The sequence below is a fragment of the Liberiplasma polymorphum genome, from assembly GCF_043951795.1.
GTDB classification, from domain to species: domain Bacteria; phylum Bacillota_I; class Bacilli_A; order Izemoplasmatales; family Izemoplasmataceae; genus Liberiplasma; species Liberiplasma polymorphum.
In genome coordinates this window covers 1-24555 of sequence record NZ_JBIOAG010000001.1, presented here as the reverse complement: position 1 = coordinate 24555, position 24555 = coordinate 1, and the positions used below count along the sequence as shown (strand labels likewise).

Below are 24555 nucleotides of genomic sequence, written 5' to 3'. Positions count from 1 at the left end.
GGAGTCCCTAATGGAAGATTTGATTAAGAAAATACGCGCATTTAGAGATGCCAGAAATTGGAAGCCATATCATACACCTGAAAATTTAGCGAAATCTATTGTCATTGAAGCTGCTGAATTATTAGAAAATTATCAATGGACAACTGAGGCAAACTCGATGACAAACGTCAAAGAAGAACTCGCTGACGTCATGATTTATTGCTTAATGTTAGTGGATCATTATCAGTTTGATTTAGAAACGATTATATTAGAAAAAATAGAAAAAAATAGTGTGAAATACCCAACGCCAAAAAATAACGGAGAAAAATAATGAATATAGATAAAACCATTGCCTTATTAATTGATGCTGAAAATATCTCTCCTAAGTACATTGAACTTATTATTGACCAAGCCAACAAGTATGGAAAAATTAACTATCGCAGAGTTTACGGTGATTGGACAACCGATCAACTTGGCGCATGGAAAAATAAAATTAATGAATTTGGGTTAACCCCAGTTCAACAATATGCCTATACTTCAGGGAAAAATGTCTCTGACTTCACGTTAATTATTGACGCAATGGACATTCTTTATTCTGGTAAAGTCGATAGTTTTTGTATTGTTACAAGTGATTCTGACTTTACAAAACTAGTTACCCGTTTGAGAGAAGATAATATGTTTGTTATCGGTATGGGTGAGAGTAAAACGCCTATTTCGTTAGTAAACTCTTGTGAAGCCTTTTCTTATTTAGACATTATGTTTAATGAAACCGAAGAAGACACTAAAGATGTAGTTAAAAAAGAAACGGCCAAACCTAAAAAGAAAGCACCGCCTAAAAACGGAAAATCTGAAACCAGTATTACCCCATTAAAAAAGATAAAAAAAGAGCTTAAACAAATTATTGAAGACAACATTGAAGAAGATGGCTATGCGTATTGGAGTGTTGTTGCACAATTGCTACAAAAAAAGTTTCCTGGATTTCATCCAAGAAACTATGGTCACAAATTAAGACCTTTAAATTTTGTTGAATCATTAAACGAATTTGAAATTAAAAAAGATAAAACAGTTATTTTCATCAAAAACGTTTCAGAATAACGTTAATCAATTAGCTGGTTAATTGATACAAATACTGCGACTAGTGATAAAATGATTGCTGCAAATAACCCATGAGCCATTTGCCAATCAACTGCAGCTGTGTTTGAAGAACCTGCTACAATATAAGTAATATCAATATTTGCAGGTAAACTCATAAATAAAAATGTACTTACAACAAATAATGAAAGACTAGCTAAGGCTAGTTTTTTTGATGCCAACGCTATAATTCCAGCGACTAAAGGTAAAATATAGGCTAATAAAGCTAAAAATGAAAAGCCTAAATGGGCACTAGCAATACTTCCTAATCCAAACGGATTGATATCAATCAGTTCTTTCCCAAAAGTAATTTCATAGCCGACATAGCTTAAGTTATCATATATTAATGCTGGTAACAATAAAGTTAATGTAATCATTAATCCTAAAACGAAAAGGATTTTATTACTGTGTTTTTTAAATGTATTCATTAATTTCATCTCCTTTTACACTATACTAAACAACAAAACCCTTATTTTTATTGGAAAATAAAGCAAATTGGTCAAAATAATTAATAATACTTTCTTTTTGTTACCTCATATATTATAATAAGTGAATAAAAGAAAGTAACTTACTTTGAGTAAATATAGCAAGGAGATGACGATATGTCTGAAATCATTTGTCCTAAGTTTGAAAAAGCAATGAGTATTCTGAGTAAACGTTGGGTTGGACTTATTATTGATCAATTAATGACTGGTCCTAAACGTTTTAATGAATTAGAATCCGTTGTTAAACTAAGTGCAAAGGTTTTATCTGAACGTTTAAAATTTTTAGAAGAAGAAGGCGTTATCAAAAGAGAAGTTATTGCAGATACGCCTGTTAAAATAACTTATGAACTAACTGAAAAAGGCGTTTCATTAAAACCTTTAATGGAAACCACAAAAAACTGGGCAGAAACTTGGTTATAAAAAAGTTCTCAATTGAGAACTTTTTTTATATTTAATCGTTAATGCACTATCATAACCAATAAAAAGATGAGATTTATAGCCATCTCATCTTTTATTATGGATTCAAAAACTGTAAAATTTCATCAACCATTAAATTTGAAGCCTCAATCATAGGTAAATGCCCAGTATCTTCAAGTATTACAAGGGTACTATTTTCTATCATTGTATCTAATGCTTCACCTATAATAGCTGGAGTCCAAGTATCTTGCAAGCCATAAATAAGCAAAGTAGGCACTGTCAATTGCTCGATAATCTCTTGTAGTGAAGTATCTGAAGACGCTTTAGAATACGCTTGAATGGTTTGAGGTGGAATGTCTTTATTGATATAAAACATAGGATGATAATAGTCGCTATTTTTAAAAGAATCTTGATAAAATGTACTATTAAAGGCTAAACGCTGTAATAAATAGTTTTTAAATATAAAGCGGTAAAACACAATGGGTGGCGTACTTGATTCAGCTTGTATTCGAGGTCCTACACTTGCAAAAAGTAGAAGATGCGTCACATGTTCAGGATAAAGCGAAGCGTGGCGCATACTAACTTCTCCGCCCATCGAGTGTCCAGCAATGGCATATTGATTGATCTCAAGTTGGGTTAATACTTCATGAATCATCATGGCTTGATTGGTTTTTGTATAATCAAAATCTGCAGATTTATCACTAAACCCAAAACCAACAAGATCGATTGCGACAATGTAAAAATCATTTTCTAGTGCACTAGATAGTTTTCTAAAATCATAACTACTCCCCATAAAGCCATGAATAAAGACGAGAACATCGTTTTGAGAATCACCATAAGTTCTAACCGCAATCTCCCCATAAGAAGTAGTTACTAAGTCATACGCATTGATTTCGTGATCATCAAAATAGCGATTTACGCGTAAATATTGCACCTGATGGGTTATTTCTAATATCCAAAATATAGTAAAGACTGAAACAATTAGTATTAAAAGTATGCGTTTAATCCATTTTTTCATAATATCACCTACCGTTATTATACAATTTGCACAAAAATTGTCTATATTAAGTGCGTTTCCATATTTTGTTTCCACATTTAAAGCATTTTATTATATAATGTAAATTGTTAGCATAGGAGGATGATTATGTCAAATATTAAAGATGTTGCCAAAAAAGCTGGTGTTGGGATTGCTACTGTATCCCGTGTAATTAACAATTCTGGTTATGTAAAAAAAGAAACGCGTGAAAAAATTGAACAAGTTATTAAAGAAGTGGGTTATATACCAAATGAAATCGCTCGTAGTATGACAAAACAGCGTACTAAGATTGTAGCCTTTGTATTACCTCACTCTAATCATATTTTCTTTTCAGAACTATTATATTTCGTTGAGAAAAAACTCTATGACCACGGTTACAAACTTATGGTTTGTAATAGCGGATCAAATAGAGAAAAAGAAATCGATTTTATTTCAATGCTTAAAAACAACCGCGTTGATGGATTAATCTTCTTAACAAGTAATGATATTGAATCTTACTTAAATCCTAAATGGCCAATCGTATCCTTTGATAGACATTTTGAAGGTATCCCCTATGTCGCTAGTGATAACTATTCTGGTGGGCGTTTAGCTGCAGAATTATTACTTAAAACCAATCCTAAATCTTTACTTTTTATAGGGGATGATGCCCAAGGCGAACTGTCTAAAATCGTTACAGAAGTATCAAAAAGACGTATTGGTTTTAAAACGTATTTAGAAGAAAACAATTTTCATAATTATCGCATCTTAGAATATCCTCAAGGGGATTTGTTTATCCCAACCGATTACATAAACGACATTATTACTGAAAACCAAGATGTTGATGGCATATTTGCCATTTCTGATATGCTTGCACATGTAGTTATAAAGCAGTTACACCAATTAGGAAAACGTGTTCCTGAAGATGTAAAAGTAATTGGATATGATGGGGTTAAAAGTTATTTAAACCTTGGTCAGCATATTACATCCATTGGACAACCAGTAGACGAATTAGCTGAAAGTTTAGTAAGAAATATAATCTTCCAAATTTATGGCCAACCAGCCGAAACTGAAATATTACCAATAACTTATGTCCCTGGTGATACATTATAATTTGAAAAATCTTTTTAATCTAACCATTAAAGAGATTTTTTTATTATCAATGTGAAAACGTTTTTACTTTTCTATTGACAGAGTAAAAAACCTTTGTTAAAATAAAAACATGAAAACCTTTCCACCTTTTAGGAGGCAATCATGTTACAAGACAAAATAAAACGAAATACTCATAAACCGATTGATTTATTGCTTATTGGCGAATGTCTCGTCGATGTTTTTAGCAGTGATAATTCACAAGTCCTTTTTGGTGGAAGCCCTGCTAACATTACGATGAACTTTAAACAACTTGGCTTTAATCCGAGACTTTGTTCATCGATTGGTAATGATTCTGAAGGACTATTTTTATTATCTAAATTTAATGAACGAGAAATTGATACCTCACTGATTGCGCAACACGCAATGAAAACAACCAAAGTCAAAGTGAGTCAATCAGTTGGTTCACCGAATCCAGTTTTCGAACGTGAGAGTGATCATCTAATCTATTTTACAAAAGATTTAGAAGAGGCACTTAAACATACAAAAATCTTACATGTTTCTTATTGGCCACTCACAAAAGAACCTTCTAAAAGCACCGTTTTAAAAGCGATTAATATTGCAAAAGAATATGATGTGTTAATTGCTTTTGACCCAAACACACACGAGTTATTAAAAACAGAAGAAACATTAAGTGATTTTGATCTAATAAGTTTGATGCGAAACGTTGATATTATTAAACCTTCAATGGACGATGCAAAACGATTATTTAAAAAGGAATTATCTAAAGATAAGTACATGGATCTGTTTGAGGAATTAGGGATTATATTAATTATGATGACGCTTGGGGAAAATGGTGTCTATGTTAGTTACAAAAAAAGAAGAATTCACTATTCTACACTTGCAAAAGAAGTTGTTGATGCAACTGGTGCAGGTGATGCTTTCTGGAGTGGGTTTTATGCAGGATTAACAAAAGGTCATAACTTAGAAGATACCATTACACTTGCACAAATGACAAGTGCATATGCTCTAAAACACATTGGAGCAATAACAGAGCTACCACCTATTGAAACACTTGAAAACCAGATTAGAAAGAAGTGATTATGTGCGAATACTATTTTTGAATCCTCAAGGTAATTTTGATCGCAATGATTCATTTTGGACAGAACATCCAGATTTTGGAGGTCAACTCGTTTATGTAAAAGAAATTGCAATGAGTATTGCAAAACTTGGTCATAAAGTTGATATTGTTACTAGAAAGTTTGAAGATGAAACATTCGACTGTTTTAATCAAACGTTTGATTTTTATAAAAATATTGATAATTTACGTATCGTAAGAATTCCATGTGGTCCGAACACATTTGTTCAAAAAGAACACCTATGGGAATACTTAGCTGAATGGGTAGATCATATCAATGATTTTTATAAATCGAATAATGAACCTTTTGATTTTATCACTACCCATTATGGAGATGGTGGCTTAGCTGGTGCCATGCTTAGTAAAAAAACCAATGTTCCATTTTCATTTACGGGGCATTCACTTGGTGCACAGAAAATGGATAAGTTAAATGTTTCTCATGAAAATATTCATGCCCTTAATCAAAAATACCAATTTTCAAAAAGACTATTGGCTGAACGAATAAGTATGATTTATGCAAGTAAAATTTTTGTCTCGACAAAACAAGAACGTGATGAGCAATATAAACATCCTGCTTATGTTAATGCAGGCGATGTTAAAAACCCTGAAAAATTTGTAGTCGCACCACCTGGTGCAAATACTGAGATGTTTTCAAAAAGTAAGCCTAATGATATTGAAGAATCTGTCTATCAATTATTAGATAATCAGTTAAAACGTGATATTTCAAGCGATCGAGTCACTTTACCTTATATTGTTGCTGCAAGTCGTTTAGATCCTAAAAAAAATCATTCAGGCTTATTAAAAGCTTATGCAAGCAGTCCCACACTACAATCTATTGCTAATATTGCAATTAGCTTAAGAGGCATTGAAAATGCGTTTGCTGATATTTCGCCTTTAAAAGAAACAGAGCAGTTAATTATGATAGATCTATTTAAAATTATTGATGATTATCAACTACACGGGAAAGTCGCTTTTATAAATATAACCAGTCAAAAAGCCCTCGCGGCAAGTTATCGTTATTTTGCAAGTAAACATAGTGTGTTTGCACTAACAGCTTTATATGAACCATTTGGTTTAGCACCGATTGAAGCTATGAGTGCTGGATTACCCGCTGCAGTTACAAAATACGGTGGTCCAAGTGAGGTACTAAAGGAAAACGAAGAAACCTTTGGCGTATTACTAGACGTACATGACTTAGATAAAACGGCACATGGGTTAATTCAAGTTTTTAAACATTATGATTATTACCAAAAGCAAGGATTAAAGCGCGTTCAAAGCACTTATACATGGGATGCAACCGCGAATACCTATATTGAAGCCATTAAAGAGTGTCTTTCTAAGCGTGAACATCAATTAATAAATATTCCTGATTATTTTGATAACCCAAATGAAGATAACGATTTTAAACTTGATCCAATTATTAATCATTATTTCCCAAGAAAGAAAACGAGGTGACCTGTATGTTACCAAAGCAAACAGAAAACGTAAAAGATCCTACAATTGCAGATACGAAGATTAACGCAAAAAATTCGGGTAAAACGAAAAAAGTTCTAGGAAAAAAAGCATCAGATCGTTTAGTATTTTGGTTGTTTTTAGCGCCTGCGCTTATACCATTTGTCTTAATGGTTATTTTGCCTTTTATTCTTGGTATTTATTACTCATTCACAGACTGGACGGGCTTAAATACTGGTAATGAAATCTGGATCGGATTAGATAATTACCGTGGATTGTTTACGGACTACCGATTTATTTATTCGTTTATAAGAACGTTCCAATATTCGTTCCTTAACATTTTGCTTATTAATATCGTTGCATTTGCACTGGCCTTATTAGTCACGCAAAAATTAGTCGGTAAAAACGTTTATCGAGCAGGATTTTTTATGCCGAACTTAATTGGTGGATTAGTTTTAGGTTTTATATGGCAGTTTATATATAACCGTGTATTAAGTGCAATCGGACAAACGCAAATCGTATTATATTTAGCTAGAATCCTCGATAGAGACCCTTTCTTTCAAACCTCAGCATTAACATCAGGCAACACAGCATTAATTGCTTTAGTAGTCGTTGTTACATGGCAATATGCTGGATATATTATGATGATTTATATTGCAGCGATCCAAAATATTCCTCAAGATTTAGTAGAAGCAAGTAAAATTGATGGCGCAAATGCGTTTCAGCGATTAAAAACAATTACTTTACCACTTGTGGCACAAGCTTTTACCGTAGCGATGTTTTTAACGCTTGTAACTTCGTTTAAACAATTTGATACCGTTATGAGTTTAACACGCGGAGGTCCAGCACAAGATCTGCCGTTATATGTTAGAAACCTATTAAATTTAACGACTGAACCTACCGTTCAATCAACCTCGTTAATTGCGGTAAATATTTATCAAGAAGCGTTCACGCGATATAACATGGCTATTGGACAAGCTAAAGCCATTGTATTCTTTATAGTTTTACTCGTCATCGCCTTAATCCAAGTCTACTATAACAAGCGTAAAGAGGTGGAATTATAATGATGAAAGAAAAACCAGTTGTTAAATACAAAGCACATAGACATCCTGGATTAATTATCACCGAAGTTTTTGCTGTTGGTTTATTATTACTATTTTTTGCCCCCTTTGTGATTGTCCTAATTAATAGTTCAAAATCTAGTGCAGATATTATTAGTAATCCAATTAATCTTCCTGAAAGTTGGCGTGTCTTATTTACCAATATCAGTGCCATTTTAAGAAGCAGCCAAATTAGATATGGTCAGTCATTCATGAACTCGGTCATTATAACAACGCTTTCTTTATTATTTATTGGAATTAGTAGTGCAATGGCAGCCTGGGTGCTTGTTAGAACAAAAACTAAAGTATCCTTTGCGATATTTATGTTTATCATTTCCGGACTCGTCATTCCATTTCAAGTGGTAATGTTACCCCTTGTAAGATTACTTGAAGTCTTTGATATTTTAACCGGTATTCCATTTAAAGATACTCATCACGGTGTAATTCTTGCCTATATGGGATTTGGTGCACCACTAAGCGTATTTTTATTTCATGGATTCATAAAATCAATCCCTTTAGATATTGAAGAAGCAGCAATCATTGATGGCTGTAGTAAACCTCAAGTATTTTTCAGAATCGTTTTACCTATTTTAAAACCAATTTTTGTTACGTTACTCGTGCTAAACGGCATGTGGATTTGGAATGACTACTTATTACCATTACTAGTTATTGGTGTTGGTGGAAGTACACAAACATTACCACTTGCAGTTGCTAATTTGGCAGGTGCTTTCGTTAGACAGTGGGATTTAATCTTAACCGCCGTTTTAATGGCAGCGATGCCTGTAGTTATCTTATTCTTAATCGCACAAAAATATATTATTAAAGGCATGACATCTGGAGCAATTAAGTAATGAACAATGCAATAAAACTTATTATATTTGACCTAGATGGTGTGTTAACAGAAACGAGTAAGCAACATTTCAAAGCTTGGCAAATGCTTGCTAAAAAGCATGGTATTCACTTACCAAAAGATTTTGAAAAACATCTTAAAGGTGTATCTAGAGAAGATTCGTTAAAACGTATTTTAGACTTTGGTAACAAATCAACATTCTATACTGAAAAAACATTTAATGACATGATGAATGAAAAGAACATTCATTATCAGTCATTAATTGAACATTTTACCGAAAAAAACTTATTTAAAGGCGCGAAAAGCTTGCTCGACCTCCTTAAAGATAAAGGGCTCTTACTCGCACTTGGAAGTGCGAGTAGGAACGGCCCGAGCTTATTGAGATCATTAGGTATTTATCATTATTTTGATTATATCGTAAACCCTGAAGGGTTAAATGGTAAGCCAAGTCCTGATATTTTCTTAAATGCGATGCACCATTTTAAACTAACCCCAGATGAATGTATTGGGATTGAAGATGCAATCGCCGGCATTAAAGCAATTAAAAATGCGAAGATGCTTGCGGTTGGAATCGGCAATAAACAAGAACTTAAGGAAGCAGACTATGTGTTCGATGGGGTGCATCAAATCACAAAAACGGCTTTAAATCAAATACTAAAGGAGCGTGCAACTGATGATCTTAAAACGACATAATCGTTTAGGTTATGATTTAATGTTTGTGGACGAAGCCATTTTCACCACTCAAAATCGTTATTTAGGTGTACGGGGTAATTTTGAGGAACAATCTAAACAAACGCATAACACTATAAGAGGAACCTATATAAATGGCTTATATGATACGCATGAAATTATTTATGGAGAAGAAGCTTTTGGTTTTCCTAAAAAAGCGCAAACAATAGTAAATGTTCCTGATGCACAAACTATTTTAATAAAGGTTCAAGGTGAAACCTTAACGCTTGATTCCTGTAAAGTGCTTGATTTAAAGCGTTATTATCATATTAAGGAAGGGCTTACTGTAAGGGAAATTACTTATCAAACAATTCACCCTTATACGTTTACATTAACCTTTAAGCGCTTAGCACACTTGATTTATAAGGAATTATTCGTCATTGATGTCAGTATCGAATCACATGATTATGAAGGCATAATTACCATTGAATCTACTATAAATGGTGATGTGAAGAACTACGAAAATAAAAAAGATCCTCGTGCAGCTTCTTCACACGCAAAAAAAATCCAAACAACGAAGGTCCAAACGACTAATCAATACGCGTTACTCAGTTCAAAAACGATACATACAGGATTTGATATACATGTTTTAATGTGGCATTCTGAGCTATTTGAGTACAAAAAAACAACGAATGAAGCCATTGGAAAATATAAAACCAAGATAAAACCTAATCATCCTCTTAATATTAAAAAATACGTATTATACGGGAATAGTCTAGATCATAACAATCCTGAGGATTTCTTAAAAAAAACGAAACTTAAAATTGAAAAAATTGATATTTATCAAAAGCAAAAAGATGCCTTAACACCGTTTTTCAATCAAGCCACCATTGAAATTGATACAGACGACCGTAATGAACTAGAAGATATTATTATGTATAACCTTTATCAACTCTTTACAGCCGGAGGTTCAACCCCAAGAACAAATATTCCTGCTAAAGGGTTAACTGGTGAAGGCTATGAAGGCCATACTTTTTGGGATACAGAGATTTATATGTTGCCGTTTTTCATGCAAATAGATCCTAGTATCGCTAAAAATCTATTGCTTAACCGTTATGAACAACTAAGTTTCGCAAAAGAAGAAGCCAAAAAACTAGCGGTCCAAGAAGGTGTTAAGTTTGCTTGGAGAACGATTAACGGTGAAGAAACAAGTGCTTATTACCCAGCAGGTACAGCGCAATATCACATCAACTCTGATATTGCTTATGCATTCATAAAAAATTATCAGTTACATAACGAATTTGATTTTTTCCTTCATCAAGGGTTAAAAGTATTAATCGAAACAGCAAGGTTCTTTAAACACGTTGTTACAGAACATAACGGTAAATATCACCTACACAGCGTCACAGGTCCTGATGAATATACCGCTATTGTTGATGATAATTATTACACAAATGCGCTGTTAAAGTATCAGTTAAGATTTATGCTTGATTTTATTAAAACAAATTCTAAAGCTTGTGAGTTAATTCTTCATGAACTTAATGTAAATGAACAAGAATTAAACCAGTTTGAAGCCATTGAAAAAAATATCGTATTACCTTTTGAACCAAACTTAAAAATCGATTTACAAGATACAAGCTTTATTACTAAGAAAACTTGGGATTTTGAACATACACCAGTAGATCATTATCCATTATTGCTTCATTATCATCCTTTAACTATTTATAGACATAAAGTGTTAAAACAAGCCGATACTGTCTTAGCACACTTTCTATTAAATAATAGACCAATTGAGGTTATGACAAACTCTTATGCCTATTATGAACCGCTCACAACCCATGATTCAAGCCTTTCAAGCTGTATTTATGCATCTCAAGCTGCAAGGCTTGGCCTGTTAGATGAAGCCTATAAACACTTTAAAGAAACACTCGCTCTTGATTTAGATAATACACATAAAAACACACAAATAGGCTTACATATAGCTAATTTAGGTGGGATGTACTTAGCAATCATTTATGGATTTATAGGGTTAAGCATACAAGAAGTCGTTTCAATTAATCCAAGACTACCTAAAGAGTGGACGCGACTTAAACTAAAAATGCGACTCAAAGAAGATATCATTGTTACTTTAGAACTAACTCAATCGCATTTAACCTTATCCGCTTCAGAGTCAATCGAGTTAAATGTTTATGGTAATAAGATTCAAGTTAAAGATACCGCAACAATAAGCACCACAAATAATAGTAATTAATTTTTAGCACCAAGGAAGCGTTATAATCGTCATAAAACGGATAGTGAATTTATTGTAAAAACGTTTCCATGAGTGGTAAAATTTAATAAATAGAATAAATAAGAGGAGGAATTTTTGTGAAGAAATTAGTTTTACTTATTATTGCAGTTGTTGCAGCTTTCACATTAGCAGCATGTGGACGCCGTGATACTGAAACGCTAATCATTTTCCAAAATAAAGTTGAAATTGATAGCGCATTAAGAACTTATGCAGAAGCTTGGGCAGAAGAAAAAGGCTACAAAATCGAAGTTAAAACTTGTGGTGGCGATGCCTGTGCTTACGGAGATCAGCTCTTAGCTGAATTCCAAACAAGAAACCAACCAGACATATTCGTTATTGAAGGAATGGGTGGATTTAATCAATTTAGGGATAAACTATTAGTTTTAGATGGTCAACCTTGGATTAGTGATACCGATTTATCATTAACTGTTGATGGTGAAGTTTATGGATTCCCAGTAAATATTGAAGGTTGGGGATTAGCTTACAACAAAGATATTTTAGATTTAGCAGGTGTAGATCCAGCAACATTAACTAACATTGCTGGTTATCAAGCAGCATTTGAAGCCATCGATGCACAATTAACCGAACTAGGATTAGATGGTGTCGTATCAATGGCTGCAGGATCAGGGATGACTTGGGTTACAGGGTTACATAACTTTAACGGTTACTTATCAAGTGGTTTAGATTATAATGACGATTCAGTAATATCTGATTTATTGAATGGTGTTGCCCACGAAGACCGTTTAGAAGCACTTGCTGATTGGGTTGAATTATTATTTGAATATTCAATTCCAACCATCTTAACTCAAGGTGAGTATGATTCTCAAGTTGGGGCATTTGCCGAGGGTAAAGCTGCGTTTATCCATCAAGGTAACTGGATTGATCCAAACTTACTACAAATTGGCATCGACTTTGAAGTAGGTTATGCGCCACATGCATCTGGTTTAGGTGATGTTGATTCAATCTTTATCGGCGCACCTTCATACTATGTAGTAAATAGAGACGGTAACAATACCGAAAAAGCCCTTGAATTCTTAGCTGATTTAGCTGGAACTCCTGAAGGTCATGACTACATGGTTAACCAATCGAACCAAGTTCCTGCGTTCCAATCCGTAACGCTAGAACCTACTGCACCATTATCTGCAGTCATTGCACAATGGAATGCTGAAGGTAAAGCTTATCGTTGGTGGCAAAATGATATGCCGCCTGGGTTCGGAATGGATACTTTAGGTCCAATTTACCAACAATTCGCAAGTGGTACAATTACTAGAGAACAATTTATTACCCGTATTAAAGACGCAATTGAAGAACTAGGATAGGATTTAATAAAAAAAATGAGGAAACTTTTGGTTTCCTCATTTTATTTTTTCATAATTTTCTTAATGGATTCATATTGTATGTTAAGTGCTCGCTCATATTTTCCTGTATCTGCAGCTTTAAAATACTCGACATCTTTCATGTTATCAGGTAAATAGGATTGTTTTACTATATGATTCGGATAGCTATGTGGATATAAATAACCATCTTTTTCTTCAAAATTATCAATATTGATTAAGTGATTAGGAATTTTCCCCATATTGCCTTGTGCTAAATCATTTAAAGCCGCGTCAATGGCAGTAACAGCGGTATTTGATTTAGGACTTAAGGCCAAATCAATTACCATTGCACTTAAAATAATGCGTGCTTCTGGAAACCCAACCCGTAAACAAGCATTCGCGCATGCATCCATTTTAGTAAAGACACTTGGATTAGCCAAACCAATATCCTCATAAGCAATGACCGTCATTCTTCTTAATATACTGTCTAAATCCTCCATAGCAATCAATCGGGCAAGATAGTGCAAACTTGCATTAACATCGCTTCCGCGTATGGATTTTTGAAATGCAGAGAGGATATTGTAGTAATTATCCTCATTTTTATCTAGATCAAACGATGGCATTTGGAGTATAGTTTTAGCCATTTCTAAAGTAATTTGTTGGTCTTTAAAACTTTGATTCAAAAGTTCTAGTCGGTTAATTGCTGCACGGATTTCTCGGTTACTCGAATCTACAATATAAGTATAAACCGTTTCATCAAACTGTGCTGTAATTTCATCAGAATACAGGGTTTTAAGCCTTTTTAAGTATTCTACAACCGTTTTGGTATCAAGCGGTCTTAATTTATAAACATGCGTTCTAGAGCGAATGGCGGGGTTTACACTGTGATACGGATTGTTAGTAGTTAATCCAATCATTATTATATTGCCTTGTTCTACGTGTGGGAGTAAATAATCTTGGATATCCTTTTTCATGCGGTGAATTTCATCGACAATAAGTAAAGCCCCATAATTTTTTGTGTGGGCAACAACTTCTTTTAATTGGGCTTTTGTATCGGTACTTGCATTGAATGTGTACGTATTTAAGCCAAAAGCTTCGCCTACTACTAGGGCAATCGTTGTTTTACCAATCCCAGGTGGCCCGTAAAGAATCAAACTTGAAAATTGCTTATTTTCAACCATTTTTCTTATAACACCGTGTTTACCTACTAAGTGATCTTGACCGATAATCTCATCTAAAGAAGTAGGTCTAATACGAAATGCTAAAGGTCTTTCTTGCATGATTATCACACCTTTCACATTAATTATACTTTAAACCCACACTAAACTAAACCAACAATACTAGAATTTATCATTTAAATATTTCTGTATAAGGTGTTATAATTATGAAAGCCATTTAATTATTTATTTATACGCTTAAAATAACACTCTAATGGCTGTGATTATGGGAAAAACCTATTTCAAGGGAAAGTTATCCATTCGTCAATCACTAATTAAACTTTCTATAATTAAAGTCTACTTAAGCGCTATAATTAAGCATTTTCAGTATTAAACAAGGTGCTCAAACACCCATTTCCCAGTTTTATTGTGAATCATCGATGCTTTACATAAGAAACCTTTTAAATCCCTTAAATAGTCATTGTTTATATTTTAGAGACGATTTTCATGATAAAATCGGTGATGCAATGCCTATAATTTCTATTAAAACATTAATTATTTCATTAATTAGTGTTAAATTATCAATAAAAATAGTTGCTTTTAAAGGGATTTCCAGTAAACAGCCCATTTTATGACTAACTTCGTGATTAATAGTAACCATCAACCATAGAAACTTTATCATAAGATGATAGCTTTTGAATCCTATCAAGTAAGGTTAAAATCATTTTAATCAACAAAAAATCAAATACAGTTAGGAGTTTTACTTTGTTTAAAGCCAATTATCATACCCATCATAAACTATGTAAACACGCTATTGGTGATGCAAATAATTACGTAAAAGAGGCAGTACGTCTTAATTTTAGCCATTTAGGGTTTTCAGATCATGCGCCAAGTCATACGATTGATGACCAAGATGTTCGAATGAGTTGGAGCGATTTAAGTCTATATATCAATGATATTAAGCATGCACAAGGAAAATATAAGGCGATGATTGACGTTCACATAGGGTTAGAAGTTGAATTTTATGATGAAAATCGTGATTATTATAAAGAATTACTTAATGAAGTGGATTATCTAATCCTTGGACAACATTATATTAATGTAGACCCCATCAAAAATCCTCTACAATCGTGTTTTGCGCTTTCAAAGGGTAAAGACATTATCCAATATGCAAAAACACTTGAGGGCGCATTAAAAACTGGGTACTTTAGTTTGATTGCGCATCCAGATTTATATATGTGTGGCTATAATGATTGGGATCAAACAGCAATAGAAGCTGCCAATATCATTTGTAAAGCCAGTAAAACCTATAATATACCTCTAGAATTCAATGCAAACGGCATTAGAAGAGGCTTAATTACTACAAATGAAGGGCTTAGATATCCCTATCCACATAATAAGTTTTGGGAAATTGCAAAAAGTTATGACTGTGAAGTATTATTAAGTTCCGATTGTCATAAACCTGATTTATTATATGACGATGCGGTTAAAAAAGCAGAATCCATAATTGAATCATTACAGTTACATCAAATAACCTATCTTAACTTTAAACGCTAAAGCGCAAAATTTGCGCTCTAAGCGTTTTTTTATTTAAACTAGTATAATTTGTAATCATGATTTTAAAACGCGATAATATCAAATATTTTATCTTCAAAAATTAACAAAAAGTAGAAGGGTAAATAAATATGTTCATTGTTAATAAATGAATATGTTTACAACGCGTACACCCTTAATTACACCCATTTAAATATAACAATCATATTCATTTATGAATGCTTTCATTGAAAAGAGTGGTTATTATTAGATAACGCATTACTTCCTATAATATATATTATGTTAACATAAGAATAGCCTTTAATAAGGATGTTAAGTATGTGTTATGTGGAAATGTTTAAATCGTTATTTTGCTTTTTCTCGATTTATCAACCTCTTAAATTCATGGTTTTTAAAAACGCGATTTTTACTTAACAGTGCGTTTGTTTTTACAAGTTTTAATAAATGATTTAGATTATAAATATTTTGTGATACAATTCATGTTGAGGTGATTCATTATGAAAAAGGTTGCACTTATATTTACTGGTGGGACGATTGCGATGAAAGTTAATTCTAAACTTCAAGGAGCTGTTCCGAGTGTTACTCCCAGTGAATTGGTTTCATTATTAAGTGAAGTTACTTCATACGATAATTTAGTTCCTTATGAATTTTCTAAAGTTCCAAGCCCTTCTATTACACCTGAAAAAATGTACGAATTAAAAGGTGTTGTTGATCAATTCCTTGAAAACGATGATTTTGCAGGTGCTGTAATCGTACACGGAACTGATACCCTTGAAGAAACTGCATTTTATTTAGATGTTGTTACAACCAGTGAAAAGCCTGTAGTTCTTACTGGATCTATGAAAAACGCCAGTGAGCTAGGTTATGACGGATTAACAAATTTAGTTTCCAGTATAAAAGTTGTTTTAGATGAGAAATCTAAGAATAAAGGCGTTTTAGTCGTTTTGAACTATACGATTAACGCAGCGTGTGAAGTTACAAAAACTCATACATTAAATTTAGATACATTTAAAAGTTTTGAATTTGGCTCTTTAGGTATCATAGATGATGAAGATGTTATCTATTTTAGACAACAAACCCTTAGAAAAGACTATAAATTAACCAATGCTTACAATGATTCAACTTTTTTAATTAAGGCTTATGCGGGTCTAACTGGTGAGATTATTGATCATTTTGCTTCAATTGGTGCAAAAGGAATAGTTATCGAAGCTTTAGGACGAGGAAATGTACCACCAACAATGGTAGATTCTATAAAGAACGCTATAAATAAAGGCATTAAGATTGTAATTGTTTCAAGATGTTATGGTGGTCGAGTTCTAGATACTTATGGCTATATTGGCGGCGGAAAAGATTTAAAGAACTCTGGATGTATCTTGGGTGGAAGCTTAAGTGGCCCTAAAGCGCGCATATTATTAATGATTGCATTAGAAAACAATCTATCCGATAAAGCGCTTAAAGAATTATTTGTTGTATAATATATAATTGCCTATAAACGTTTATGTAGTACCGTTTATAGGCATTTTTTTATAAGTTTTTGATGAAATTATCGTTATTTTCGTTAAAAAAAAGCCAAAAAACCTTTATTTTCCATAGATTTTTAACTTCTATATTTTAAATGACTTAGTTAGTTATGGCTTTAATTAGACGTTTTTATAAATACATGCGCTTGTTTTAATTGTGTTAACTGTTAAAATGTTAATAAAACAGCGTATTTTATATCATAATGTTCTGTTTTTCTTTATGTACTGCCATTTATAAGACTTAATTCACATTATTGATTTTAGATATTCGTTGTAAAATATAATAGACTTACTTCATTTAAACAGTTTCATTATTAAACTTAATCATGTTTCTAAACCAATCCCATTTAAAAATAGGGTTTAAATAAGTTTATCATGAATTTGCATGAAACCTGTTTTAGCCATAAATATTCTTTTTAGTAAATAAGTAAAAAGACCTATAAACGTCTATAAATAGCGCTTTATAAGTCTTTAATTACTTTTTTTTATGAGAAAACAGTACTTTTTTCACTAAATATAAGAAGAAAATCCTCTATTTATCAGCGATTTTTTAAGCTATGAAAAACTCTAAAAATGTCTATATTCTGCGAAAAATCTGTGATAAGTGCTATTTAGCAATCAATCTGAGTGCATCTTTGATTAACAAGGATGTGTCTTTTGCACTGTCAAGTTGCTTTACAACGCGGTCTATTTCTTTAGATTTATAGCCTAAAGCACGTAATGCATCTTCAACTTCACTTAATCGATTTGATTTAGATAAAGTAAGTGGCCCTAAGTTAATTTTGCCTTTTAGATCAAGTATAATTTGTTGAGATGCTTTTGGACCAATACCTGGGAATCTGTTTAGGTATTTTGCATCACTTGTTTCAATGGCTTTAACTATTTCTTCAACGTTTCCGCTAGCGAGTACTGCAAGAGCACTTTTTGGACCGATTCCTTTAACACTTAATAACTGCATAAAAAGTTGCTTTTCTTTTATACTCTTAAATCCGAATAATGTAAGCTCATCTTCTCGAACATACTGAAAAATAAATACTTTTTGTTCAGTTTGAACTTTAAAGTCGTAAGGATTAGGGGTTACGATTTGGAATCCTATTCCTTGGTTATCTAAAGTAATATTTGTTGGTTCAATCTCAACAATCGTTCCTTTTAAATATGAATACATTTTTACACCCTCTTTGTTTGTGTACTAACTAAGGTAATAGCGGTAAAATTATTAATGCTGCAAGGCCAAAATAAACGATTAAAGCGGTTATATCATTTATTGTGGTAATAAATGGTCCACTTGCAACGGCTGGATCAATCTTCATAGCATTTAATAATAGCGGGATTGCACTGCCTATAAATGCTGAAATAGTTAGTGCTGAGAATACAGACAGCCCAACAACTATCGCAACAAGTTTAGGATCTGCAACACCTATTGGTGACAGTGTTAACCTTGCATAGGCAAATCCAAATGCTAAAAGTCCTAAAATTAACCCATTTATAATTCCAACTAAAAATTCTTTTGTTAAATGGGAGATTATATTGATTTTACTATGTAAAGTCTCTCTACTAATCCCTAAAATTGTGACGGCAAGAGATTGAGTCCCTATATTTCCAGCCATTCCTAAGATAAGTGGTTGGAATAATACTAAAGCGACAGCGCGGGAGATTGTGCCTTCATATGAAGCAATGACACCTGTAACCAAAATATTTAGTACTAATAAGAGGGCAAGCCATAAAAAGCGTCTTTTAGCGTTGATAAATGCTGATTGTCGCATATCATAATCTGTTGATATTGCGGCTAATTTAGCATAGTCATCATGAGCTTCTTCCTCAATAATATCTAATGCATCGTACATTGTGATGATACCTTCAATTTGGCCAATATCGTTTAACACAGGCATTGCGTTAGTGTCATATCTTTGAATGTCTTTAACGACTTCTTGAATATCATCATCAACGTGAACACTATAAAACGATTTATCCATTATACTTTTAATTTTTTTAGGGCTTTTGGCGACAATTAATTCCTTTAAATCTACTAATCCAATAAGCGTTTGATCATCATCGATAACAAAGAGTGTATCAATCATTTCAACTTCATCTGCTTCTTGAACAAGTTTTTTCATCGCTTCTTTTACATCCATTTCTGGATTAAGGGCAACAAACATCGAGTTCATTTCACTACCCGCAGTTGAATTTTTATAACGTGCTAAGCGTTTTAAGCGTTCTCTATCTTCATCATCCATTAAAACTAAATACTCTGTAGATTCTTCAATATCTAATTCTTGTAAAATATCGATTGCATCATCTGGTTCCATTTGTTCAAGGATTTGTGTGGCTTCAGCTTTTGGCATTTCTTGTAAGAATAAAGCCGCTTTTTCTTCATCTAGTTGCTCAAAGACTAACGCAATTTTCTCAATCTTGATATTTTCATATAAGCGTTGTCTTTCAACTTCATCCATCATTAAAATAGCTTCAGATATATCATAAGCATGATATTTATCTAACTTAGCCTTTAACATTCTAATACGTGTTTCATGTTGAACTAAAGTTAGGATTTCTTTTGGTTTATTGCGTTTAACTAATTGCATTTTAGCCATGGTAATCCTCCTTAATTCAAGATAATGAGTATCGCTAGGCTAAAATATATTAATAAACCTATGATATCATTTAATGTTGTTATAAATGGACCACTTGCTACGGCTGGATCTATTTTAATTTTATGAAGTAATAAAGGGAAGAATGCTCCAAAAGCACTAGCAAATGTTAATGCCGTAAACGCGCTTAGTGAAACAGTAATCGCCACTAAAAACGGCGTTCCAAATTCCATAACTTGACCTGTAAGGGTTAAAAATAAGAAGGTCGTAAAAAATGAAACAAAGCCAATACCTAACCCATTATAAAATCCAACTCTTAACTCTTTTAAGACATGTTTAAAGGCATTTCCTTTTTGATCAAAATAGTCTTTACTCAATCCACGGACAGTAACGGCAAGGGATTGAGTACCAGTATTTCCTGCCATATCTAAAATTAACGGTAAGAAAAAGACAAGTACTGTTAACTGTTCAAGTGTTGTTTCAAAGCTTCCAATTATTGTTGCGATGATTGAACCTAAAAATAAAAGTACAATTAACCAAGGTAATCGATGAAATGCTGATTTTAAAACAGATTCATTAATATCTTCATCACTAGAAATGGCTGCAAAACGTGCATAATCTTCATCGGTTTCTTCGTCTAAAATATCGGCCGCATCATCCATTGTAATAACCCCTTGTAATTGGTTATTATCATTGACAATAGGTAAAATATAAATCCCGTAGTTTTGAATAAGACGCGCAACTTCTTCTGAATCGTCATGGACATTAGCAGTAATAACTTCTGTTTGAATCAACTCATCTATTGTCATAGGTGATCTGGCTTGAATCAACTTTTTAAGCTCAATTACACCTTCTAAGAAATTATTATCATCAACAACAAACAATCGTTGAATACCTTCGGTAGTATGAGCATTAGCAATTAATGATTTCATTGCATCTTTTACATCTATACCTTTTTTAAGTTCAATGTAATCAGTTGTCATAATCGAACCGGCTGTGTCTGCTTCGTAAAGGGCTAAATTTCTTAAAGAATCTGCAGTTTCATCTTGCATTTTATCTAAGACTTGTTCCATCTCAGATTCATTTAATTCGTTTAAAATATCTACTGCATCATCTGGATCCATTTCTTCAAGTATGTGCGCAGCTTTTTCGTTATCTAACCATTGAACATTTTCTGCAGCATCTTCTTGATCAAGATGCTCAAATATATCCGCAAGAACGTGAACGTTTAGTGATTTTAAAACAAAATGTCTTTTTTCTTCATCAAGTTCTTCAAAAGCTAACGCAATATCCGAAGGATGAAACTTAACTAAAGAATCTTGTAGTTGTTTAGGTGATGAGCTTTCAATAATTTCTATAATCTGATCCTTAATGGAGAGTGTTTGTTCTTCATTAGCCATTTCATCACATCCTTTCACTGCCTAATATTATACAATAAAATGAATATTATTGATAGTCAAAAGGTAGAATCAATCGTTTATAACATTGTAGTTTGGTAACTTATATAGTTTTTATACAAACTATATTACAAGATAATAAAAAAAGATGCAGAAGCATCTTTTTAATCAATAAACTCAAACTCATGACCGAACAATCTAACTGTATCACCATTTTTAACACCATGTTTACGGAGTGCTTCATCTACACCAAGTGTACGCATTTGTCTTGCAAAACGCGCAATAGATTGATCAGTTGAAAAATTGGTCATTTCAAAGATTTTACGCAATGATTCGCCTTTAATTTCATAGACACCATCGCTACCTTGAACGATTTCAAATCTTGGTCCTTCATCTTCAAACTTATATTCAATCATATCGGCGTATTCATCAACATCATATAATGAGAATGAGTCTGTAGCATCAAGTAAATCGGCAGTTTTTAGTAATAATAACTCGATATTATCTTTAGTTGCAGCACTGATTGGTACTATTAGATTGTCCCCTTTATATTTTGATTTAAAGGTTTCTAAGTTCTCTAAGGCATTCGGTAAATCCATTTTATTCGCGACAATAATTTGAGGACGATCAATTAACTTATGTCCATATGATTCAAGTTCCTTTTGAATCACTTCATAGTCTTCAAAAGGGTCTCTACCTTCATAAGCACTCATATCTAGTATATGTAAAATAACACGTGTTCTTTCAATATGTTTTAAGAATTGAAGCCCTAAACCGTGTCCTAAAGAAGCGCCTTCAATTAATCCAGGTAAATCCGCAGCAACAAAACTACGACCATCTTTAGTTCCTACAACACCTAAATTAGGTGATAACGTAGTAAAGTGGTAATCAGCTATCTTTGGTCTGCTTTTTGAGATAATGCTAATAAGTGTACTTTTACCAACACTTGGCATACCGACGAATGCTACATCGGCAAGTAACTTTAATTCTATTATTAAATTTAACTCTTTACTAGGTTCACCTTTTTCAGCGATTTCTGGTGCGGTGTTACGACTAGTAGTAAATTGAACATTTCCACGTCCACCACGTCCACCTTTTAAAATGGTAACTTCTTGTTTATGTTCGGTAATATCAGCAACAACTTTACCTGTATCTTCATTAAAAATACTAGTACCTACTGGTACTCGAACAACTAAGTCGTTTCCTGTTTTACCGTCCATACGCTTATTCATGCCATTTTGTCCGTCTTCAGCGACAAGTAACTTATTGAATCTTAAGTCTAAAAGCGTACTTAGCCCTTCATCTCCAACAAAAACAATATGACCACCACGACCACCATCGCCACCAGATGGCCCACCCATAGGGACATATTTTTCACGTCTGAAAGCGACCATTCCGTCGCCACCTTTTCCGCTTTTTACTTTTACCTTTACTAAATCTACAAACATTTAATTCAACTCCTAAAGTTCATTAAACCATGTCATTAAACTTTTTCTATCTTTAAATATCAATATATTTTTTTCACCGATAAATTGATTAATATGTGCGTTTAATCGGTGCTTTTTATCTTCAAAGTTATAGACATATTCTAAGAATTCCTGATCTATTTTTTCGATACAGCCCTCAGCCATATCACTGCGATATCTATGTTTATACTCTTTTTCACGTTGAACAATCCCTTTAATAGAAGCGCTCGTTGTAAAATCTAGCATAATGATTGTATCGGCTAACTTAATTCTATCTTCAAATGTAATACTATTTGTGTAGTTGCCATCAATAACAAATTTTGGATGTGTTTTTAAAAAATTTCTTACCCTTATCGCAAAAGTCTTTTTATCGAGTGCTTGCCAGTCTTTAAGCCAATAAATGGTATCTAAATGAATGTAAGGGATTTGTAATTTCTCACCCAACATTTTAGACAATGTTGTTTTACCAGTCCCACTAGCACCAAAAATTATGATACGGTTCATCTTATGTTCAATGACGCGTTCAAAAGCGATACGATGCATCACTTTTATGTAATCTAGTTCATGAAATTGATGTTTTTTTAAAAAGTTACGCATACGATAATTTGCGGGATGCGTATCAATTTTAAGAGAGTCGTAGTGGTATTCTTTACAATGTTTAATCGCATAGTAAAATAGTTTACTCGCAACACCAACTTGATGATAATCAGGATCTACGAAGATTCTATGGATTACCATGCTGTGTTGTTTTAACCACTCAATCGTTTGATATGGTGGATCATTTTCTTGATATAAAGCCATCACACCAATTATTTTTTCGTTTTGTACATAAACAAATAAGGCATCTTGTTCGATGTCTTTTTGCAAGTGTTCTTTTCGGGGATAATTAAGTTGCCACTGATTGATTTGGTGGTTCTGCATATCTAAGATTACTTTTACACTAAGTGCGTCGAGAATATCTAAATCCTCGACTTTCGCTTTTCTTATCATAAATCACCTTATGTATTCGTGTTCAACGTCTATTATACAACAAAAAAAAAGAAAATGGCAAACACTCTAAACGGTTTGCCATTATTTTTATTCAGGGTAAACTGAAGCTTGCTTTCTATCTCTACCAAGTTTTTCGAAACGGACGATGCCATCTACTTTACTGAATAAAGTATCGTCGCTCCCAATACCTACATTTGTACCTGGGTGAACTTTCGTTCCTCTTTGGCGATAGATAATAGAACCTGCTTTACAGAATTGACCATCTGATAATTTAGCGCCTAAACGTTTTGATTCAGAGTCGCGGCCATTTTTCGTTGACCCAACACCTTTTTTCGACGCCATACAAACTAACATTTGAATGTCTATTAACATGTTCGTCACCTCCGATATTTCGTTTTATTTTTTATTTTTAGTTGAAAATGTTATTATGCTTTAATGCTAGTGATTTCTAATTTGGTATACGGTTGTCTATGTCCTTGTTTACGACGGTATTTCTTTTTAGGTTTATACTTGAAAACAATGATTTTCTTTTGTTTTCCGTGTTTTACAACTTTAGCTTCTACTGAAGCTCCGCTAACAAAAGGATTTCCGATAGTTAACTTATCGCCACCGATCATAAGAACGTTGTTGAAAGTTAAAGTATCTCCTTCGCTTGCATCGATTAATTCAGTATAAATCTCTAAACCTTCAGTTACACGTTGTTGTTTTCCACCTATTTCGATTACTGCATACATATTGAGCACCTCCTCATATTTTTAAGACTCGCCATTAAGGTGACTATGCTTTAAAACCTTTTCTGTGCGGTATGCTGCTTAAGCGTTAAAATAATATCAAAAACTTTTAAGTTTGTCAATAAAATATAACGTATTTAATTAGCCTTTTTAATTATATCATAAATACAATATTTGTCTACTAAAATTGTTTATGTTCTCTAAATGAGTAATAGCGTCCTTTTCCC

24 protein-coding genes and 1 other annotated feature are annotated in these 24555 nt (G+C 33.0%); of the genes, 13 read left to right on the top strand and 11 right to left on the bottom strand.

What is annotated here, in order from left to right:
• The first annotated feature begins 10 nt into the window (after nucleotides 1-10).
• Together ACHAJD_RS00120 and ACHAJD_RS00115 are read left to right on the top strand one after the other, a co-directional pair.
• A complete protein-coding gene (locus tag ACHAJD_RS00120) occupies nucleotides 11-310 on the top strand; it encodes a nucleotide pyrophosphohydrolase (RefSeq protein ID WP_435583809.1) in 300 nt (99 codons plus the stop codon).
• A complete protein-coding gene (locus ACHAJD_RS00115; RefSeq protein ID WP_435583808.1) occupies nucleotides 310-1074 on the top strand; it encodes an NYN domain-containing protein in 765 nt (254 codons plus the stop codon). Before ACHAJD_RS00120 ends, ACHAJD_RS00115 begins: the two co-directional genes overlap by 1 nt.
• A gap of 2 nt (nucleotides 1075-1076) precedes the next feature.
• Here ACHAJD_RS00115 and ACHAJD_RS00110 read toward each other — a convergent pair whose 3' ends face one another.
• The gene (locus ACHAJD_RS00110) at nucleotides 1077-1538 is read right to left on the bottom strand and encodes a hypothetical protein (protein WP_435583807.1); all 462 of its coding nucleotides are present in this window, start codon (nucleotides 1536-1538) and stop codon (nucleotides 1077-1079) included.
• Between the two features lie 174 nt (nucleotides 1539-1712).
• On the opposite strand from ACHAJD_RS00110, the gene ACHAJD_RS00105 reads away from it, so the two are divergent.
• On the top strand, nucleotides 1713-2015 hold the full coding sequence (locus ACHAJD_RS00105) for a winged helix-turn-helix transcriptional regulator (RefSeq protein ID WP_435583806.1): 303 nt from the start codon (nucleotides 1713-1715) through the stop codon (nucleotides 2013-2015).
• Between the two features lie 94 nt (nucleotides 2016-2109).
• Here the strand turns inward: ACHAJD_RS00105 and ACHAJD_RS00100 are convergent, their stop codons facing one another.
• Nucleotides 2110-3030, bottom strand: a complete 921-nt coding sequence (locus tag ACHAJD_RS00100) for an alpha/beta fold hydrolase (protein ID WP_435583805.1) — start codon at nucleotides 3028-3030, stop codon at nucleotides 2110-2112.
• A gap of 126 nt (nucleotides 3031-3156) precedes the next feature.
• On the opposite strand from ACHAJD_RS00100, the gene ACHAJD_RS00095 reads away from it, so the two are divergent.
• From ACHAJD_RS00095 to ACHAJD_RS00060, 8 genes are all read left to right on the top strand, one after another.
• Nucleotides 3157-4137 (top strand): LacI family DNA-binding transcriptional regulator, encoded by a 981-nt coding sequence (locus ACHAJD_RS00095; RefSeq protein WP_435583804.1) that lies wholly within the window; start codon nucleotides 3157-3159, stop codon nucleotides 4135-4137.
• 141 nt (nucleotides 4138-4278) lie between these two features.
• Nucleotides 4279-5214, top strand: coding sequence for a carbohydrate kinase family protein (locus ACHAJD_RS00090; protein ID WP_435583803.1), 936 nt, complete (start codon nucleotides 4279-4281; stop codon nucleotides 5212-5214).
• A gap of 4 nt (nucleotides 5215-5218) precedes the next feature.
• On the top strand, nucleotides 5219-6706 hold the full coding sequence (locus ACHAJD_RS00085; protein ID WP_435583802.1) for a glycosyltransferase: 1488 nt from the start codon (nucleotides 5219-5221) through the stop codon (nucleotides 6704-6706).
• 5 nt (nucleotides 6707-6711) lie between these two features.
• Nucleotides 6712-7767 carry a carbohydrate ABC transporter permease gene (locus ACHAJD_RS00080; RefSeq protein WP_435583801.1) on the top strand — a complete coding sequence of 352 codons (1056 nt, stop codon included), beginning with the start codon at nucleotides 6712-6714 and terminating at the stop codon, nucleotides 7765-7767.
• Nucleotides 7767-8654, top strand: a complete 888-nt coding sequence (locus ACHAJD_RS00075; RefSeq protein ID WP_435583800.1) for a carbohydrate ABC transporter permease — start codon at nucleotides 7767-7769, stop codon at nucleotides 8652-8654. Before ACHAJD_RS00080 ends, ACHAJD_RS00075 begins: the two co-directional genes overlap by 1 nt.
• Entirely contained in the window at nucleotides 8654-9346 is a 693-nt protein-coding gene (gene pgmB, locus ACHAJD_RS00070) for a beta-phosphoglucomutase (protein ID WP_435583799.1), read from the top strand. The genes ACHAJD_RS00075 and pgmB overlap by 1 nt, the downstream gene beginning before the upstream one ends.
• A complete protein-coding gene (locus tag ACHAJD_RS00065; protein ID WP_435583798.1) occupies nucleotides 9327-11573 on the top strand; it encodes a glycoside hydrolase family 65 protein in 2247 nt (748 codons plus the stop codon). The genes pgmB and ACHAJD_RS00065 overlap by 20 nt, the downstream gene beginning before the upstream one ends.
• Nucleotides 11574-11689: 116 nt before the next feature.
• A complete protein-coding gene (locus tag ACHAJD_RS00060; protein WP_435583797.1) occupies nucleotides 11690-12931 on the top strand; it encodes an ABC transporter substrate-binding protein in 1242 nt (413 codons plus the stop codon).
• 41 nt (nucleotides 12932-12972) lie between these two features.
• Here ACHAJD_RS00060 and ACHAJD_RS00055 read toward each other — a convergent pair whose 3' ends face one another.
• Nucleotides 12973-14208, bottom strand: coding sequence for a replication-associated recombination protein A (locus tag ACHAJD_RS00055; RefSeq protein WP_435583796.1), 1236 nt, complete (start codon nucleotides 14206-14208; stop codon nucleotides 12973-12975).
• Between the two features lie 382 nt (nucleotides 14209-14590).
• On the bottom strand, nucleotides 14591-14746 hold the full coding sequence (locus tag ACHAJD_RS00050) for a hypothetical protein (protein ID WP_435583795.1): 156 nt from the start codon (nucleotides 14744-14746) through the stop codon (nucleotides 14591-14593).
• 104 nt (nucleotides 14747-14850) lie between these two features.
• Between ACHAJD_RS00050 and ACHAJD_RS00045 the strand changes: the two genes are divergently transcribed.
• A complete protein-coding gene (locus tag ACHAJD_RS00045; protein WP_435583794.1) occupies nucleotides 14851-15642 on the top strand; it encodes a histidinol-phosphatase in 792 nt (263 codons plus the stop codon).
• A 494-nt stretch (nucleotides 15643-16136) separates the two neighbouring features.
• Nucleotides 16137-17114: an asparaginase gene (locus ACHAJD_RS00040; RefSeq protein WP_435583793.1), complete on the top strand. Its 978-nt coding sequence runs from the start codon at nucleotides 16137-16139 to the stop codon at nucleotides 17112-17114.
• 652 nt (nucleotides 17115-17766) lie between these two features.
• Here the strand turns inward: ACHAJD_RS00040 and ruvA are convergent.
• The 7 genes from ruvA to rplU all read right to left on the bottom strand — a co-directional run bounded on the left by ruvA (nucleotide 17767) and on the right by rplU (nucleotide 24331).
• Nucleotides 17767-18324, bottom strand: coding sequence for a Holliday junction branch migration protein RuvA (gene ruvA / locus ACHAJD_RS00035; RefSeq protein WP_435583792.1), 558 nt, complete (start codon nucleotides 18322-18324; stop codon nucleotides 17767-17769).
• A 28-nt stretch (nucleotides 18325-18352) separates the two neighbouring features.
• Nucleotides 18353-19747 (bottom strand): magnesium transporter, encoded by a 1395-nt coding sequence (mgtE, locus tag ACHAJD_RS00030; protein WP_435583791.1) that lies wholly within the window; start codon nucleotides 19745-19747, stop codon nucleotides 18353-18355.
• 11 nt (nucleotides 19748-19758) lie between these two features.
• Nucleotides 19759-21144: a magnesium transporter gene (mgtE, locus tag ACHAJD_RS00025; protein WP_435583790.1), complete on the bottom strand. Its 1386-nt coding sequence runs from the start codon at nucleotides 21142-21144 to the stop codon at nucleotides 19759-19761.
• A gap of 161 nt (nucleotides 21145-21305) precedes the next feature.
• Nucleotides 21306-22589, bottom strand: a complete 1284-nt coding sequence (gene obgE, locus ACHAJD_RS00020; protein WP_435583789.1) for a GTPase ObgE — start codon at nucleotides 22587-22589, stop codon at nucleotides 21306-21308.
• Nucleotides 22590-22601: 12 nt separating this feature from the next.
• Entirely contained in the window at nucleotides 22602-23597 is a 996-nt protein-coding gene (locus ACHAJD_RS00015; protein ID WP_435583788.1) for a GNAT family N-acetyltransferase, read from the bottom strand.
• Between the two features lie 87 nt (nucleotides 23598-23684).
• Nucleotides 23685-23969, bottom strand: a complete 285-nt coding sequence (gene rpmA / locus ACHAJD_RS00010) for a 50S ribosomal protein L27 (RefSeq protein WP_435583787.1) — start codon at nucleotides 23967-23969, stop codon at nucleotides 23685-23687.
• A gap of 53 nt (nucleotides 23970-24022) precedes the next feature.
• Nucleotides 24023-24331, bottom strand: coding sequence for a 50S ribosomal protein L21 (gene rplU / locus ACHAJD_RS00005; RefSeq protein WP_435583786.1), 309 nt, complete (start codon nucleotides 24329-24331; stop codon nucleotides 24023-24025).
• Between the two features lie 14 nt (nucleotides 24332-24345).
• Nucleotides 24346-24414, bottom strand: a sequence feature (ribosomal protein L21 leader region).
• Nucleotides 24415-24555: the final 141 nt, after the last annotated feature.

Bases quoted from the DNA above. Each gene is read 5' to 3' on its own strand.
- ACHAJD_RS00120 (WP_435583809.1), top strand. From the start codon at position 11: ATGGAAGATTTGATTAAGAAAATACGCGCATTTAGAGATGCCAGAAAT.
- ACHAJD_RS00115 (WP_435583808.1), top strand. From the start codon at position 310: ATGAATATAGATAAAACCATTGCCTTATTAATTGATGCTGAAAATATC.
- ACHAJD_RS00110 (WP_435583807.1), bottom strand. From the start codon at position 1,538: ATGAATACATTTAAAAAACACAGTAATAAAATCCTTTTCGTTTTAGGA.
- ACHAJD_RS00105 (WP_435583806.1), top strand. From the start codon at position 1,713: ATGTCTGAAATCATTTGTCCTAAGTTTGAAAAAGCAATGAGTATTCTG.
- ACHAJD_RS00100 (WP_435583805.1), bottom strand. From the start codon at position 3,030: ATGAAAAAATGGATTAAACGCATACTTTTAATACTAATTGTTTCAGTC.
- ACHAJD_RS00095 (WP_435583804.1), top strand. From the start codon at position 3,157: ATGTCAAATATTAAAGATGTTGCCAAAAAAGCTGGTGTTGGGATTGCT.
- ACHAJD_RS00090 (WP_435583803.1), top strand. From the start codon at position 4,279: ATGTTACAAGACAAAATAAAACGAAATACTCATAAACCGATTGATTTA.
- ACHAJD_RS00080 (WP_435583801.1), top strand. From the start codon at position 6,712: ATGTTACCAAAGCAAACAGAAAACGTAAAAGATCCTACAATTGCAGAT.
- ACHAJD_RS00075 (WP_435583800.1), top strand. From the start codon at position 7,767: ATGATGAAAGAAAAACCAGTTGTTAAATACAAAGCACATAGACATCCT.
- pgmB (WP_435583799.1), top strand. From the start codon at position 8,654: ATGAACAATGCAATAAAACTTATTATATTTGACCTAGATGGTGTGTTA.
- ACHAJD_RS00065 (WP_435583798.1), top strand. From the start codon at position 9,327: ATGATCTTAAAACGACATAATCGTTTAGGTTATGATTTAATGTTTGTG.
- ACHAJD_RS00055 (WP_435583796.1), bottom strand. From the start codon at position 14,208: ATGCAAGAAAGACCTTTAGCATTTCGTATTAGACCTACTTCTTTAGAT.
- ACHAJD_RS00050 (WP_435583795.1), bottom strand. From the start codon at position 14,746: ATGGTTACTATTAATCACGAAGTTAGTCATAAAATGGGCTGTTTACTG.
- ACHAJD_RS00040 (WP_435583793.1), top strand. From the start codon at position 16,137: ATGAAAAAGGTTGCACTTATATTTACTGGTGGGACGATTGCGATGAAA.
- ruvA (WP_435583792.1), bottom strand. From the start codon at position 18,324: ATGTATTCATATTTAAAAGGAACGATTGTTGAGATTGAACCAACAAAT.
- mgtE (WP_435583791.1), bottom strand. From the start codon at position 19,747: ATGGCTAAAATGCAATTAGTTAAACGCAATAAACCAAAAGAAATCCTA.
- mgtE (WP_435583790.1), bottom strand. From the start codon at position 21,144: ATGGCTAATGAAGAACAAACACTCTCCATTAAGGATCAGATTATAGAA.
- obgE (WP_435583789.1), bottom strand. From the start codon at position 22,589: ATGTTTGTAGATTTAGTAAAGGTAAAAGTAAAAAGCGGAAAAGGTGGC.
- ACHAJD_RS00015 (WP_435583788.1), bottom strand. From the start codon at position 23,597: ATGATAAGAAAAGCGAAAGTCGAGGATTTAGATATTCTCGACGCACTT.
- rpmA (WP_435583787.1), bottom strand. From the start codon at position 23,969: ATGTTAATAGACATTCAAATGTTAGTTTGTATGGCGTCGAAAAAAGGT.
- rplU (WP_435583786.1), bottom strand. From the start codon at position 24,331: ATGTATGCAGTAATCGAAATAGGTGGAAAACAACAACGTGTAACTGAA.